We start from the raw sequence: 15,565 nt of genomic DNA on the forward strand, positions 1-15,565 counted from the left end.
TCGTGTAGGAGAGAGAAGAGGCGTCCGTTTGCTGTGTCTGTTGTGTTTACAAAGATGAGCGGCGCATGGGTATCAATCAGGGTAAACGCACGAAATTCCTTCACATCGAGTGGACGATGTGTATTTGCTCCGATCTTTCCACCCGTAAAGATGAGAAACCCATGCTGTGCGAGTGTGTTACGGAGGCGATTGAAATTATCTTCTGCATTTTTTACTTCCTACGGTGCGGTATTCGGCAAGTGCGATATCCTCGTCAGGCGGTGTCTGTAGAAGGAAATAGCCGAATGGAATACGCGTCTTCCTGCTCATCGCTTCCAGCTGTTTCAGTGTCGGCTGCTTTTCTCCGGTCTTCCATGCGTTCAGCTGGTCGAGTACATCGGGAGCGACCTGATCTTCATGGACATTCTGCATGATCCAGTCGATCACGGGCGCATGAATCGGTACCGTGACGGTTGCCATTCGAACCACCTCCTTCTGGCTGTTTCTTTCATGATAGCATATTTATGGAGTGAGTTCTATAGAAAACAACCTACCGGCTGCCGAAATGCAGAGTTTATCAGGCCTGTATTTCCGTTTTTGTTGAAAAACGGAAATACAAAAGGTATAATGGGCATAGAAATTTCCGTTTGTATGGGAGGGGAGCGGTATGAACACGCGTGCAGGATACGAGCGACAGAATCTGACAGGAGAGTTTGCCTATTCTTCCTTTGTTCCAAGTTCCTTGCCGCCCAACCCGTCCGTCGTGCTTGATGCGGAGGGGGTGGAACTCCTGGTTGCGGCGCATCGTCAGCTCGCATTGCTTGAGGGGCTTGCGGCGCGTATTCCAAATATGGAGCTGTTTGTCTCCATGTACGTTCGTAAGGAAGCACTGCTCTCCTCCCAGATTGAGGGGACACAGGCGACACTTGAGGATGTGCTCGACCCGCTCGTGGATGTAAATGTCAATCGGGATGTTGCGGATGTCGTGAACTACATCCGAGCAACGGAGTTCGCACTGCGCCGCCGCAGAGAGCTGCCGCTCTGCAGTCGTCTGATTCGTGAGATGCATGGTGTTCTGATGGAGGGAGTGCGCGGGCAGGAGAAATATCCCGGCGAGTTTCGGCGCACACAGAACTGGATCGGCGGGGCGGGCAGCACGCTGAAGAACGCACGCTATATTCCGCCGAATGTAGAGGATATGAATGCGGCGATGTCCGCACTTGAGACGTATATGAACGCAGAGGACACACTCGATCCACTGATTCGTACGGCACTCGTTCACTATCAGTTCGAGACGATTCACCCCTTTCTTGATGGGAATGGACGCATCGGACGGCTGTTGATTACGCTATTCCTGATGGAGCAAAATCTCCTGAGCACGCCTGCACTCTACATCTCCTATTTCCTGAAGCAAAACCGTATCGAATACTATGATCGTATGACGGAGGTGCGGCGCACTGGGAATTATGAGCAGTGGATCCTGTTCTTTCTGCGTGCGGTTGCGGTGTCAGCAGCGGATGCTGTAGCGGCGATCGACTGCCTGCACGCGCTTCATGAAAAGAATGTGGGCGTGCTCACGGATGGGACGAATAAAAAGCAGCGTACCACCCTGACGAAACTCTTTTCCTACCTCGAAGCACATCCCATGATCGAAGTGAAAAAGACCGCCGAGGCACTGGGAACATCCTATAACGCCGTCTCACGTGCCGTTGCGGTACTGATCGAAAAGGGGATCTTGGAGCAGCAGGCGCAGGTCGGCAAAACACGGATTTATTCGTATGCAGAGTACTTGGAGATTTTGCGGGGGGATACGTGATCTGTCAGCGCGATTCGATCAGCTTAAACGGTGTGAAGAGGCATACACTTCTGTCATGGTTTTTATGATACATCAAAGCAATGATATGCAGGATTTTTGGTAACGGACGAGAATATTTATTTATGCCATACATCCCCTTTTTGGATGTTTCAAATGGTATCAAAAGCACGGATAAATTCAGCACCGCCATCATGGCGCATTTTTTCGCCCTGTCTGCGTCAATAAATCCTTCACAGAGCCCCGCTATGCGACCGATTTAATTCCCTGACAGGACAAAAATTTGCACAAATCATCGGCGACTCCTATGAGGGTGCATGAAACGGAGAACATATCAATGGCTGAGAAGAAAGTTATCGTCATCCCCGATGGGAAAATCTGTGACTACATTGACGGGAAACAACGCAACGATACGCCCGAAGAATATGTCCGACAGACAATCGAAAAACGTCTTGTGAACGAACATAAGTACAGACCGGGGCAAATCAAAATCGAATACACCTTACACGTCGGCGCAAACAAGCCACGTGCAGATATTGTCATCTGGGAAAAGGAGGATGACGAAAAGACGCAGGCAAATGTGAAACTGATTATCGAGTGTAAAAAAGAAACCGTCGATGCGCGAAATACGAAAGATGGCATAGCACAGCTCCAGTCGTACATGTCCGTGTGCCCCAACTGCGATTGGGGCATGTGGACCAACAGTGTCCAAAAGTATGTCTTTCGCAAAGTCGTTGATGAGGCAGGGAACATCTCCTTTATGGAATACAATGACATTCCTGCGGCGGACGGCAATTTGGACGAGGTCAATCGTCCGAGTCGGACAGGGCTGAAGAATGCCTATGACGACAACCTCCTTTTTGTTTTCAAGACCTGCCACAACCACATATATGTCAACGATGGATTCCAGAAACAACCGGCATTTTTTGAGCTGCTCAAAGTCATATTCTGCAAAATAGAGGATGAGCGGAACATCCCGAGCCCCTTGGAGTTTTACACGACCTCCGAGGAGCGTTCCAATCCGGACGGACAGCTGACCGTACAGAAGCGCATTCGTAAAATATTTGAGCGTGTGAAGAAACGGCATGGGAAGATATTCGATGTGAACGACGAGGTAAAACTCAGTCCGCGCAGCCTCGCCTATATCGTCAGTGAACTCCAGCGGTACAGCCTACTCAATACCCAAATTGACATCAAGGGAAAAGCCTACGAAGAGATCGTGGGAGCCAATCTGCGCGGTGATCGCGGCGAGTTTTTCACGCCACGCAACGTCATGAAGATGACCGTTGAAATGATTCACCCACAAATCGGCGAACGTGTCCTCGACAGCTCCTGCGGTACGGGTGGCTTTCTCGTCACCGCGATGACGCACGTCATAGCGCAGTTGGAACAGCAGATGGAGTTGTCATTAAAGACCAAGCGCTCCCAATGGGACATGGATACCGTTCGGGCATACCAGGATAAAATTGCCGAAATGGCAGCGAGTGACTACTTTGGTTTCGACCTGAATCCGGATCTCGTCAAAGCCACAAAGATGAATATGGTCATGAACAACGACGGCAGCGGAAATATCCTGCAAACGAACTCACTCCTTCCGCCGCATGAATGGACGGCAGACTTCCGTGCGCGGCTCGCCGTCGCACTCGGCATTGACAAGAATGCGCTCCGCAATCATGACACCATAGCATACTTCAATGTGATTGTTACGAACCCGCCCTTCGGGATCAAACTCCCGATCAAGGATAAACACATCCTCGAACAGTTTGACCTTGCCCACGTTTGGGTGTGTGACAAAGAAACCGGCGGATGGGAGAAAACAGAACGTCTCCAATCCTCCGTGCCGCCGGAGATTCTCTTCATCGAACGCTGCACACAGTTCCTCGTTCCGGGCGGACGCATGGGCATCGTGCTTCCCGACTCCATCCTTGGCGCACCGGGTCTTGGCTATATCCGTGAATGGCTCATCCAAAATCATCGCATTATCGCAAGCGTTGATCTCCATGCGGACACCTTCCAGCCGAAGAACGGAACGCAGACATCTGTCCTCATCCTGCAAAAGAAGAAGCAGGAGGAGAAGGACAAAGAGGAAAAGAGCGGTATCATCGCCGACTACAACATATTTATGACCATGGTGGAAAAGGTCGGACATGACAAACGCGGCAATCCTCTGTTTGTGAGAGATAAGGACGGGAACGAAATCCTCATCCCGGATACGAACAGCGTGCTTGTCCATGCAACAACGAGCACGGGAGAGCATACGGTTTCGCATGAGCAAAGAGTAAAAGTGCGGGACGATCAGACTGTGCTTGTTCCTGCAATTTTTGCGCGGTGGAAGCAGGAGGAGGGAATCGGATGGTAACCTCGAATCTCGCCCACAGGATAGAGGAACATGACGAGGAGAAAATCGTTGCCCATGAAAGCCCCGTCAAGTATAGCTCCGTTGCTCTAAGCGATGTCATTGCGCGGGGGAATCGGCTTGAGGCAAGCGTATTCGATGTGGAAGCAATGCAGGCACGGATGTATGTCTTAAACGGGAAATATGGTGCCGGCATACTTGGTGGTGATTTCGGTCTTATTAAATCTGCATATTATCCAGGAAGATTTAAGCGTGTTTACTGCGATCGAACCAATGGGAAGGCCTTCTTTCTTCCATCCCAAATGACGGATGTCTATCCAAAAGCTGAAAAATATATTTCGGCTATCACAAAATGTGATATAAAAGAATTGGAACTAAAGCCGAATACACTTCTTCTTACTCGCTCCGGAACGATTGGAACGGTTTCTTTGGTGTCAAAAACAACACAGGGAAAAGTATATTCTGATGATGTCATACGGGTGCAGTTCAAAGAACGTTATGACCTGGGATTTGTTTATGCTTTTTTTAAGACAAGTGTTGGAAATAAAATTCTAACGAGGAATGGCTACGGTGCGGTCATTACGCATATTGAGCCCGAACATCTCGCTACCATCCCCATCCCGGATGCACCTGCGATGCTGAAGAACACGATTCACCATCTCATTGAGCAGTCGTATGCACTACGGGATGCCTCCAACGATTTGATCGATGAGGCGACCGCCCTGCTGGTGAAGGCGTTGAACCTTCCTCCCATGGATGACATTGCGCCGAGTTTCTACGAAAAGGCTACAGAAGTCGATACGTTCAGCGTGCCGCTGAGTAGACTGGCAGGTCGTCTGGAAGCTTCCTATCATGTGCCTGTCGTGGATGCCGTCATGGAGTATCTGAGGCAAAACGCCGCCGAAGTCACGACGATCGGCGATCCCCGCATCAGTCGGGAGGTCATCCTGCCGGGCAGATTCAAGCGCGTATATGTTGATGAGAGGCATGGGCGCGTGTTGATCGGAGGGAAACAGCTCTATGAGCTTGACCCTGCGGCAAAGAAATATATATCCGGCAGAAAGCATGAACAAATTCTCAAAAAACTTGAAGTACATGAGAATACCATTCTCTTGACGCGTAGTGGCACAATCGGCAAGGTTTCTCTTGTCCCAAGACATTGGGAACATTATATTCCCTCGGATCATATTATCCGTATTGTCCCAGTGGGGCGCGATATGGCAGGATATCTGTATATTTTCCTCGCCTCAGATTACGCCCAACCGCTCATCCGGCGATTCACCTATGGCTCTGTTGTCGATGAGGTTGACGATCATCATGTCCGCAGCATTGCAGTTCCACTGCTAAAAGATTGTGCAGCGCAGAAGAAGATCAATGATCTCGCGCTTGCAGCCAACGAGAAACGATACGAAGCATATTGTCTGGAACAAGACGCGCTGAAGATGTTAAATGAGCAAATTATCTTTGCAAAATAGGAAAGATGAACAGGGCTGTAGAGATCGTTGCCTAACACAAAAACCCCGAGGATTTGTCCCTCGGGGGTTTTTGGTTATTCTTTGTATCGCTTGCCGCTGTTAGCGCACAAACACGACGGAGCCGTTCATGAGCATCTGGCTCTGCGCATTCGCCGCGAGGATGCGGTCACCGTCGTCAACGGAGACGACGACGTTGACGGGGTTCGTGGAGTTATTGCCGCCGCGCACCTGCACCGCCTTCACGACGAGCGGGCTGCGTCCGGCACGCGGGAGTGCCTGTGCGGAGGAGACGCTGCTGGAGTAGCCGACCATACCCTGCGAGATCGCCTGATCGTAGTTGATGTTGCTGACACCGTAGATGGCTCTGCCGTTCGTGTCATAGATGACGGGCGAGAAGCTGGGCTTGAGGCCCATGCCGCCCGCATCCACGATGACGCCCGTATAGCCGACGCCTCTCGTCTGGACCTGCGTCGTAATCTCAGCCGTAATGGTGGCGGAGATGACCGGCGGAGGCGGCGTGGGCGGCGTGTTGTCACGGATGGCGGGCATGATCGCGGAGGCAAGACCCTGCGTACCGTACATCGGCATGGACATGACGACGCGGTACGCACCGTCCGGCATCATCTGCTCCTCGACGACGACGGCACCCTTGATGAGCGCGCTGACCTTGGTCTTTACGAGGTCGCTGCTGATGACGTAGTTCTCAACGGTCGTCTCGGCATCAACCTGTACGCCGCTCACCTGCTCGGCGAGGTTGCGCTGTGCGTCAACGATGGCGGCACGGCGTGCCATGATGCTTGCCTTGGAGCCGTAGGTACCCATCGGCGGTGTGCCGAAGCCCTCTGCCGTGATCGTGCCCTGTTCCCACTGTGCGGCTGCCTCGGCTGCCTGCATTAGGGTCAGCGTGGGGATGTCGGAATTCGGCGCCATATAGAAGCCGCCTCCGAACGCAAATACGCCTGCGAGGGCGCTGATGAGAGCTTTTTTCTTCAGATTCTTCATAGTCGTCTCTCCTTTGGAGCGGAAAGCACTGATATCTTCAGCGATTCCGTTGCTTTCTTACTTTTTCTTGCCCTTGTTGTTGACACCCATCTTCGTAAAGATGCCCTCTTTTCCGTTCACGGCATCCTTGGTCGCCTTTACGACGGCGTTGAACGCCATCTCTTCGGTGACGCTCGCGGAACCGAGCATGAACGCACCGCCCTCTGCGGACATGCCGCCCGATACGCGGTTCGAGCTGCCCTTGCCCTGTCCGACGAGGACGATGCGTCCTGTCGAGACCTCAACGACGCGGATCGTGACATTTGCCACGACACTTGCCTGGCTGCCGACCAGTCCGCCCGTGAGGCCGGCGAGCCCGAAGGAGTCCTCCTTCGCCGAGAGATTTGTGAGTGCACCGAAGATCTTGTACTCTGCACCGCTGAGGTTGCCGGCCTCGACTGCGGTGTCAGCACTCACGAGACCGGTCATGCCGAGACTCTGCTCGTCCACGAGCCCCTGGAGCTCGATACGCTCGACGACTTGGAACACATCGGGGCGATCACAGATGAGGGCAGTGAGCGCTTCGTTTGCGATGCCTGCGCGGTCCCCGAAGCCCTCCCATTTGTCGGGCACCTTGTTCTGGAAGGGCATGATTGCGACCGTGGGGTTGTCGTACAGACCTGCCTGACAGACGGAACCCATCATCAACCCTCCGAGAAGGACAAGTACGCCCATCATTTTTCTAAACATAGAATTCCTCCTTACGTCTGATCTCATGCTCCTTGCGCGCACCGCACGGGCGGGCGAATGGTGGGGACTATGCAGAAAACACGAATGGAGCCCGCCGCGGGTGCATGAGTGCTGACATATTTGATGTCGCTTGTTATTTTATCACAAATTAAAAGAGATGAAAACTGTAGTATATGACAGGTGAAAAAGTCCTATTTCCTGAATAGTTTGGCGTAATTGCACGTATGACAAGGATGTTTCAGTTCTGTGGGATGAATGTGCTGAAAAATTTTTGAAAAATAATGAACAAACTGCCGCGCGAAAATGAACTCGTGCGGCAGTTCGTTGGTGCGTGATTAGCGGATGGTGATGTTGATCTCGTTGGCGCTGGTACTCTCGATGAAGATGGAGAGATTGGTGCTGCGCTGGAGCATTTGGAGGATGGTGAACGGCTGCTGTGAGGAGGCGATGTCGATGGTCGTCTTGCCTGCATTCGTGCCGCGCACGTAGACGTCCTGCACGCCGCGCAGTTCTTTCAGCTCCCGTACGAGCTGCTCAACGAGGGAGAAGTCATTCGCACGGACGGTGAGCTGGATGCCTGAGAAGGCGCTTGCCGCAGCCTTCAGGAACTGCTGCTCGAGCTTCTCCGCTGCCTTGACGGCTGCCGTCTGACGCGACTTGCGGCGTGCGAGGTTTTCACTGTTCTCGACGCCCTGACCGTCGACGGAGTAGGTGCCGATGATGGTGCCCGTGCCGAAGGAGATGATCTTGAGGTCGAGATGGGTACGCGCCGAGGACATGGGCGACGTGATGTAGCCGCCATGGTTGTTCGGGAGCTTGATATCGTAGCCCTCTGCGTGGCTGCGGCCGATGACGAGGTAGTCAATCGGGCGTGCGGAGGCATCACCGCTGTATGGGAGGCCGCTGTCACCGCGGTAGACGGCATTCAGAACCGCAGAGTCCTGCAGCTGCGAGACGAGGTTCACGTCGACGACGTGCTTGAAGCCGACCTCGAGCAGACGCTCGTTAAGTGCGGTCTCGAGGATCGTGTCATGACCGGGGAGACCGTTGTAGTTGTTGTCGAGATCCGAATCGTCGGAGAGGATGACGACGCCGATGCGCGGATCCTGGAGGCGCATGACGGCATCAAGCCGCTTCATGAACGCGGAGTTCGGGTCGGTGTTCACGTCGACGCTCGCGCGGATGCGGTACTCGCCGCCGTTCATGGACTCGTTGATGACCTGAATGTTCTGGACGTAGCCCTGCGCATGGGAGAGGATCTCGTCCATCTCCACGGAGGTGTTCGACACCACTGTGTTGGAGTTGATATACATGCCGGCAACCTGCTCGACTGCCATGCGTGCCGCGTCACGCATCGCTGCATCGCGGTCAACGCCGACACCGTCGACGGTGACGGTCTGGGCAAATGCGGTCTGAACCATTGCCAGAGCAAGGCAGAGCGCGATGAATAACTTCTTCATAACGTGTGAATCTCCTTTCGTTTGTCAAAGGAATGCACGTGTTTTCTGCATTTTTATCATACCATAAATTTCTGTGCACGTATAGGGGGCTATTGCGGATGAACTATAAAAAGTGCCGCAGCACGGAGCTGCGGCACTTTTGTTCGATGAGGACGGTCTGTTATTTCTTCTTGTCGAGCTCGCCGAGATCGAGGTTCTGGGAGGAGCGAACGACGCTGTTGAAGTTGTCGATGACATCGTTGGGATCCTCCGTACCGGCGACGTAGCTGCGGAACGAGCCGATGAAACGGTTGAGATTCGGCTTGTAGGAAGCGAGAGCGGGGATATCCGGCAGCTTTGCCGCGAGTTCGTTGATTTCGGTGATCTTCGCCTCGGCGGCAGCCTTGTCGATGTTCTCATTGTCGAGCATATCCGCGAGATCGCGCGTCTTGATCGAGAGCTCGAGGAAGTTGGCAGCGTTCGTGCGGCCCTCTTTTCGCATATCCTCGAGCTGGGCGAGGCGCACTTCCTTGAAGCGTGCCGTGACAACGGCGTCGAACTTGTCATAGGCGGGCTCGAACTTGTCATAGAGCGGGAGGTACTGTGCAGTCATCTGCGCAGCGGCGGCATAGTCGTCCGTCAGGTAGCCCTTCGAGGAGTAGTAGCTCTCCATCTTTTCCGCGAGCGGTGCGAGGTCATTCAGGATCTTCAGTACTTCATCCGCCTCCGCGTCGATGTCCTGGAAGACGCCCGCCGACTTCGGGTTGGCGCGCGCTTCCTCAAGATCCTTTTTCAGAGCGGCGAAATGCGGGAGAGAGATGCTCGTCTGCCGTTCACCGCTGCGCATCTTTTCGAGCGAGGGGGAGATCGCGAAATCGAACGTGACAATGACGTGATTGTAGTTGTTGGTCGCGTCGAGGTAGGGCGAGATGGCATCAATCTTGTCCTCGGTCGTGTTGCCGGCGAGTATGCTCGTGACAGCCGAAGCGGCATCCTCCCCCTTCATGTCGCTGCCGCCAAAGCAGCCAGACAGGAGCGCGGCAGGCGCGCAGAGAAGTCCGCCGACCACGAGGACGGAGAGTGCACGGCGCATAGGTTGGTACATGAAAATCCTCCTTTGATAGCAGGGCCGGATGTGATATATGCCACTCCGGCACAATGAACGGGAATGTATATCGTAACTGCAGTCCGCCGCCAGAACATGGGCAGTGGACATACAGCAGTTAGCCAATGCCGACGAGAGCGCCCGCGACACTGAGCACGCCGTTCACAATGCCGCCGAGAAACGAGCCGATGCCGCCGCGCTTCTTTCCAACACGCTCTTCGGCGCGCTCAAGCTGCTCCGCAAGCTGCTTGTCTGTCTTGTCCGATGCCTCCCACGCGAGGCGAAAGAACTTTGCGGCCTCCTTCCAGCGTTTCTGTCGTTCACAGATGAGCGCGTAGTACTGATCGCCGCGCCAGAGCGGATAGAGCTCGTTCGAGCGCGAGATCTCATCCGCGCTGCGCAGGTTCTGGATGGCGGTCTTGTCCTCGCCCATCTCGTAGTAGGCGATGCCGCGCAGACAGTAGGCATAGGCGAGCGCATCGCCTGTGACGCGCGGGTCGCCGATGAGGCGTGTGACCTCGAGTGCTCCTTCCCTTGCCTGTCCGCTTCGGATGAGGCGCAGTGTCTCGTCAAAGATCGCCGTATAGGGGAGGGCGTCCGCGAGCCGCGTGCCGCGTGCCGCCTCGGCTGCCTTTTGCCGCTGCACATCGCGCAGACGCAGGGCGTTGTTCTGCGCCTCCAGCGTGTCGCGCTCCTTTTGAAGGCGTGCAATCTCTGCCTTTTTCTCCGCGAGGGCAGCGACATCAACTTCGGAGGTGTCTACCTCGCATGTGAGACGGACGCGGTACCGCCATGTTCCGTTGACAACCTCGGGAATTGCCTCCTCCTTGATGATGTGGAGGATGGAGCCCGCAATCGTGCGCACCTCGTCCTTCGTCAGGGTGAAGTCCTGCGTTTCGGCAGAACTTTCGACGTAGACCCCCGCCTGCTCCGTTGCCGCACGCATCGCCTCGCGCCGCGCGGCTGCACGCACGTCCTTCGGCATGTCGCTCTCGCCCATGATGGCGACGCCCTCGGCAGTGATGATCTGTGGGGCGGCATTTGCTGTCTGTCCAAAAAGCGGAAGGACGAGCAGCGCGGCAAGGAGTGCTGTATAGACTCGTATGTGCATCGTGTGTCCTCCCCGCATCTATGGGACGATGACAACGCCCCAGCTCCGCGCACCGCCGTCACCGCGCACGGCATGGCGGCGCTCCTGCTCCGCCTTTCGTTCGGCGCGGCGCAGCCGCATCCAGAGGTCGTTGTCCGTCTTGTCCGAGGCGTCCCACGCACTCATGAGATCGTTCACCGCGTCCTCGTAGTCTCCTGCAGCGTAGTGGATCATGCCGCGGTACTCGTAGAGACGCCAGATGGGATAGGTACTGTTCGTGTGCGGTGTGCGCTCCGCCGCCGTGAAGTCCGCGAGGGCGAGCGCACTGCTGTGCTGATCGTAGTAAGCGCGGCCGCGCAGCACGTACGCGTAGGCGCGTACATCACCCGTGACGCTCGGGTCTTGGAGGAGCAGCGAGAGATCGGCAATGGCGTGGTCGGTCTCGCCGCGCAGGATCATTGCCGCCGTATCGTCGAAGATGGCATTCTGCTTGTATGTCTCTGCAAGCTGTGCGCCGATCGCAGATTTCTCCGCAGCATCTGCCCGCTCATAGCGTGCGAGGAGGGCATCGTTTTGCTGCTTCAGCTCGTCGCGCTCCTTCTGGAGACGCGCGATCTCAGCCTTGTTCTGGGCGAGCGCTCTGAGGTCGATCCCCTCCGCATCCACCGCGCAGACGAGGTGAACCCGGTAGCGCCATGCACCCCCAACGAGCTCGGGCGTTACCTCCTCGTGCAGGACGCGCAGGATGGCGGCGGCGACCGTGCGGATCTCATCGCGCGTCAGTGCCCAGCCCTGCACCTCGCTCGTACTCTCGATGTAGACACCTGCCTGCTCCGTCGCCGCACGCATTGCTTCGTTTCGTGCCGCATCACGGGCACTTTTCGGCGTGTCGTTGTCGCCCATCATATAGACGCCGTCCGCCTCGATGATCTCGGGCGCGGCATATGCACCGCCGGGGACGACGGCGAGCATCAGCGCGCAGAGAGCTGCGCGCAGGATTTGTTTTAACATTGCATTCACTCCCGTCCGTATTGTTCCAAAATGTGATTAAAGTACAGTGAAAAAAGGATTAGGCAGACGTTGAATTTATAGAGAAGAAAGAAGGAGTTTGCGAATGAAAATAGAATTGTTAAAAGAGTGAGAGAGTTTGTGGAGGTGTATATAATGAAACGGATTGCAGTACTGCTCCTCGGGCTGTTCGTGTTCGCGGCGTCATCGGTCGCGTTTGCGAACTATCCAACGTATTTGAACGGAAACCGCGACCTCATCCTCTGTGACGGGCACATGGGGATGGGCTACTACGTTGACCGTACGTCGCTCGTGGTGCAGAAGTATGAGCCGCCTCAGTACATCATTGCGGTGAATGTCGTCACGGCGGTCAGTGCGATTGGAGACGAGCGCGACTTCTATGCGGGCGGCAGGGGGACGATCACGAATGTGCGCACGATGCGGTTCTTCTACAACTGGGATTTGCGCCAGATGTATGTGGGCCCTGTGGAAAACGACAACTGGCGCTTTATCCCGCCGACCGGCTCGTGGGCGGAAAACGGTGTCTCTATGCCGGCGGGCGAGATCGCATTCTACCTTGCCTATCATATGAAGTTTTATGGCAGCAAGCCCTTTTACAACCAGTTTCTGAAGCGCGATGAGATGGTCTACAAGGACGATTTCTATACGCGGATTCCGTGAGTGCGCTGTGCTCTGTCATCATGCGGAGATCGGGCTTTCCATATGAAAAAATATTTTTAATGGGGTTGACAGGAACGCCGCCCTCGGGTATAATTCCACTATCGCTTATGAGGCGGTATGCTGATTTAGCTCAGTTGGTAGAGCAGCTCATTCGTAATGAGCAGGTCGTAGGTTCAAGTCCTATAATCAGCTCCATTTGAAATAAAAGACTTCCGAGTGTTCGGAAGTCTTTTCTGTATCTGTGTGCAGGAAACAGGCGCGTGCAGGGATGTAGGAGGCAGAGGTCAAGCGGAGTCGGCGGACGGAGGAGTTTTGCAATGCAGGGGCAGGGACGTGTCTATTTCTATGCGGTCAGTGCGGTCGTGATCTGGTCGACAACGGCGGCGCTGGTAAAGAGTCTCCTCTCGACGATTCCAACGTATGAGGCGCTCTTTCTGAGCAGTTTCGCCGCAAGCTTGTTCCTGGTCGGGATGCAGCTGGTGCGCGACGGTGGGCGCGTGTTTCGCACCTATGACATACGCAGCTATGCGGCGATGGTGGGGCTGGGCTTCCTCGGGCTTTTCCTCTATTCGGGGCTTTACTACTATGGTCTGACGCAGCTGACCTCGCAGGAGGCCTGCATTCTCAACTTCCTCTGGCCGATGATGATCGTCATCTTTGCGGCACTCCTTCTCGGGGAGCGGATCACGGTGCGCATCGCCGCTGCGCTGCTCCTCTCGTTCTCCGGCGTGGTGGTACTCACCCTCGGCGGGGAGGGCATTGCCGAGGGGAATGGGCTGTTCGGTGCCGCCGCCTGCATCCTGGCGGCGCTTTGTTACGGTCTTTTCTGCGTGCTGAACAAGCGGCGGAACATCGACCAGACGGTGATGATGATTATGGCATGGGGAACGACGGCGTTTTGCTCCCTGCCCGTGACACTTCTCACGGAGGTGTGGGTCACGCTCTCGTGGACACAGTGGCTTGGTCTCTTGTGGCTCGGCGTATTCATTGATGCCGTGGGCTATCTCTGGTGGGCGATGGCATTACAGGGGGCGCGGAACTCGGCTATGGTCGCCAACCTCGCCTACTTCGTGCCACTCCTCTCGCTCGTCGTCTCTGCCATAACGCTTGGTGAGGAGATGAGCAGCGCGGCGTTCCTCGCCCTCGTGCTCATCATGGGCGGGATTCTGCTGCAGAATGTGCGGCGGAGGTAGGGGGTTCTTTTATGTCGGTGCTGATTTTTGCAGAGGCTAGGAGGTCATCTCCGTGATCGGCAATCGTATTGTCGTGCGCGTCATAGACCAACTGGACGAGCCAGATATTGTCTTTATCAGAGAGAAAAAGTCCGTCTGCGATTACGTCCCGTCCGTTTTTCCGCATATACATGCTGAACCGATGTGCCGGATTGCCGCTTTGTATCAGTGATTCGTTACGGCGCACCTCCCAGACACGCGCCTTTTCCGGAGCTGTCACACTGTCCCTAAAGCCTGCAATTGTCGCGTTAAATCGCTGTTCGATGGTGGATTCCCGTTCTGCAGAAGACGGCAGGAAATGGGAGACCGTTACAACGAGCGGCAGAGGAGCACCGTCATTTTGAAAGGAAGGGTTGATAAAAGTAGTGGGGCTTGTGTAGCTGGGATGGTAGGAGAATGGCTGCGTGTATTGCGGAAGATTCATCGTCAGGACAGCGTCGTTGTGGTGAAATTTTGTTTCTTTTACACGGAGCAGAGAACGCAACGCAGCACCATCTTCTGCTGATGTTGCTAATAATATGGAGTCCGTATCCTGCTCTATCCGTAATCCTGCTGTATCAATATCGGGCTTCATTTCTGCCGAGACGGTCGGCATGAACAGGAGTACGGCGCAGATGGTCAGTGCATAGATTGTTTTGATGGACATAACAGGCTTCCTTTCGTGTGCCCCGGGAACCACGGCTGAAATGAAGGCGGTTGATTGGCGCAGACTTTTTCGTCCAAATGAGGTGGGCAACTGGACACGTGCTTCCCTTTCGGTGATCCATGTATCTGTCTTGCCGCGGATGAGCAGGATCTCAGTGATGATGTTTTGGCCATGATGGAGAGCCCGCACGGTCAGCCGCCGTGCAGGACAGCCGCTTTGATGTTGGAATTCGTCGCGGAGAATTTTTCTCGCTTCCCTGCGGGGAGGTCAGAATGCCATGGATCAGCACGGCGGCATGAGCGCTGAGACTGCGGCGGTGGAAGCTCCTGTTTACTTCGATGTGCGCGGTGCGCTGAAGATAGAGACCCTCCCGGGCGAAGCGGATGTGAGGATGGTGTCGATGCTCTCACCGAGTTCTTTCTCGCTCGGCGCGGATGTGTAGACGGCCTCGATGTTCCACTCACCGCGGTCCGTGAGGATGATCAGCGTGTCGTAGATCGTCTGCGATGCATCGCCTTCGGTGTGGACTTGCGTCAGACGTCTTGCCAGGCGGCCGTCGATGGTGAGTGCCTCGTCGCGTGTGGCCTGCGTGCCTGTGGGACGCGCATGCTCCTTGGTGTAGCGGGCAGCGCTCTTTTTCAGCTGTTTGGGGCTCGTCGAATCATACTGAGCGGTGCCGGTCGGGTTGGCGAAGGGAATGTGCGTGACCCGCAGCGTCAGGGTGCGATCTTTGTATGCACCTTGGAAGCGCTCGCAGGAAAAGACCTGCTGACCGGTCTCCTTCCGCTCCGATTTGAACTCGCCGGGCGGGAGCACGAGCTCCAGTGCATCACCGAGGTCCGTGAACGTTGACGTGCGCAGCTCGAGCAGCAGCGGATTGAGCGCGACCTCTGCGTGTGCCGTTCCGGCAAGCAGAAAGAGCATGAGGATCAGAATGTGTACAAGAAATTTTCGGCTGAACATGGGAACGACCTCCTTTGCATATGCGTACTGCCTCCGATAGGAACAGC

The 15,565-nt window shown here is 55.2% G+C and carries 14 protein-coding genes and 1 tRNA gene; 6 read left to right on the forward strand and 9 right to left on the reverse strand.

Going from position 1 to position 15,565, the window contains the following annotated elements; genetic code table 11:
- Positions 1 to 195: 195 nt before the first annotated feature.
- Complete coding sequence (locus BCS37_RS12170) at positions 196 to 459, reverse strand: hypothetical protein (protein ID WP_237142717.1); 264 nt, start codon at positions 457 to 459, stop codon at positions 196 to 198.
- 187 nt (positions 460 to 646) lie between these two features.
- Between BCS37_RS12170 and BCS37_RS00640 the strand changes: the two genes are divergently transcribed.
- The 3 genes from BCS37_RS00640 to BCS37_RS00650 all read left to right on the forward strand — a co-directional run bounded on the left by BCS37_RS00640 (position 647) and on the right by BCS37_RS00650 (position 5,623).
- Entirely contained in the window at positions 647 to 1,795 is a 1,149-nt protein-coding gene (locus tag BCS37_RS00640; RefSeq protein WP_069179669.1) for a Fic family protein, read from the forward strand.
- Between the two features lie 334 nt (positions 1,796 to 2,129).
- Positions 2,130 to 4,151: an N-6 DNA methylase gene (locus BCS37_RS00645; RefSeq protein WP_069179670.1), complete on the forward strand. Its 2,022-nt coding sequence runs from the start codon at positions 2,130 to 2,132 to the stop codon at positions 4,149 to 4,151.
- Positions 4,145 to 5,623 (forward strand): restriction endonuclease subunit S, encoded by a 1,479-nt coding sequence (locus tag BCS37_RS00650; protein ID WP_069179671.1) that lies wholly within the window; start codon positions 4,145 to 4,147, stop codon positions 5,621 to 5,623. Before BCS37_RS00645 ends, BCS37_RS00650 begins: the two co-directional genes overlap by 7 nt.
- 99 nt (positions 5,624 to 5,722) lie before the next feature.
- Here BCS37_RS00650 and BCS37_RS00655 read toward each other — a convergent pair whose 3' ends face one another.
- The 6 genes from BCS37_RS00655 to BCS37_RS00680 form a co-directional block, all read right to left on the reverse strand.
- Positions 5,723 to 6,625 (reverse strand): LPP20 family lipoprotein, encoded by a 903-nt coding sequence (locus tag BCS37_RS00655; RefSeq protein WP_069179672.1) that lies wholly within the window; start codon positions 6,623 to 6,625, stop codon positions 5,723 to 5,725.
- 57 nt (positions 6,626 to 6,682) lie between these two features.
- The gene (locus BCS37_RS00660) at positions 6,683 to 7,354 is read right to left on the reverse strand and encodes a CsgG/HfaB family protein (RefSeq protein ID WP_069179673.1); all 672 of its coding nucleotides are present in this window, start codon (positions 7,352 to 7,354) and stop codon (positions 6,683 to 6,685) included.
- A gap of 335 nt (positions 7,355 to 7,689) precedes the next feature.
- Positions 7,690 to 8,814 carry a hypothetical protein gene (locus BCS37_RS00665; RefSeq protein ID WP_069179674.1) on the reverse strand — a complete coding sequence of 375 codons (1,125 nt, stop codon included), beginning with the start codon at positions 8,812 to 8,814 and terminating at the stop codon, positions 7,690 to 7,692.
- 160 nt (positions 8,815 to 8,974) lie between these two features.
- Entirely contained in the window at positions 8,975 to 9,898 is a 924-nt protein-coding gene (locus BCS37_RS00670; protein ID WP_069179675.1) for a DUF3829 domain-containing protein, read from the reverse strand.
- A gap of 118 nt (positions 9,899 to 10,016) precedes the next feature.
- Positions 10,017 to 11,009: a hypothetical protein gene (locus BCS37_RS00675; RefSeq protein ID WP_173862582.1), complete on the reverse strand. Its 993-nt coding sequence runs from the start codon at positions 11,007 to 11,009 to the stop codon at positions 10,017 to 10,019.
- An 18-nt stretch (positions 11,010 to 11,027) separates the two neighbouring features.
- Positions 11,028 to 11,999: a hypothetical protein gene (locus tag BCS37_RS00680; RefSeq protein ID WP_069179676.1), complete on the reverse strand. Its 972-nt coding sequence runs from the start codon at positions 11,997 to 11,999 to the stop codon at positions 11,028 to 11,030.
- 153 nt (positions 12,000 to 12,152) lie between these two features.
- Between BCS37_RS00680 and BCS37_RS00685 the strand changes: the two genes are divergently transcribed.
- The 3 genes from BCS37_RS00685 to BCS37_RS00695 all read left to right on the forward strand — a co-directional run bounded on the left by BCS37_RS00685 (position 12,153) and on the right by BCS37_RS00695 (position 13,870).
- A complete protein-coding gene (locus tag BCS37_RS00685; protein WP_069179677.1) occupies positions 12,153 to 12,677 on the forward strand; it encodes a hypothetical protein in 525 nt (174 codons plus the stop codon).
- A gap of 119 nt (positions 12,678 to 12,796) precedes the next feature.
- Positions 12,797 to 12,872 (forward strand) — tRNA-Thr (locus BCS37_RS00690).
- Positions 12,873 to 12,994: 122 nt separating this feature from the next.
- Positions 12,995 to 13,870 carry a DMT family transporter gene (locus tag BCS37_RS00695; protein ID WP_069179678.1) on the forward strand — a complete coding sequence of 292 codons (876 nt, stop codon included), beginning with the start codon at positions 12,995 to 12,997 and terminating at the stop codon, positions 13,868 to 13,870.
- Here the strand turns inward: BCS37_RS00695 and BCS37_RS00700 are convergent.
- Positions 13,830 to 14,555, reverse strand: a complete 726-nt coding sequence (locus BCS37_RS00700) for a hypothetical protein (protein ID WP_237142718.1) — start codon at positions 14,553 to 14,555, stop codon at positions 13,830 to 13,832. The genes BCS37_RS00695 and BCS37_RS00700 overlap by 41 nt on opposite strands.
- 330 nt (positions 14,556 to 14,885) lie before the next feature.
- Positions 14,886 to 15,518, reverse strand: coding sequence for a hypothetical protein (locus tag BCS37_RS00705; RefSeq protein ID WP_069179679.1), 633 nt, complete (start codon positions 15,516 to 15,518; stop codon positions 14,886 to 14,888).
- Positions 15,519 to 15,565: the final 47 nt, after the last annotated feature.

It is taken from the genome of Selenomonas sp. oral taxon 920 (assembly GCF_001717585.1).
Lineage (GTDB): Bacteria > Bacillota > Negativicutes > Selenomonadales > Selenomonadaceae > Centipeda.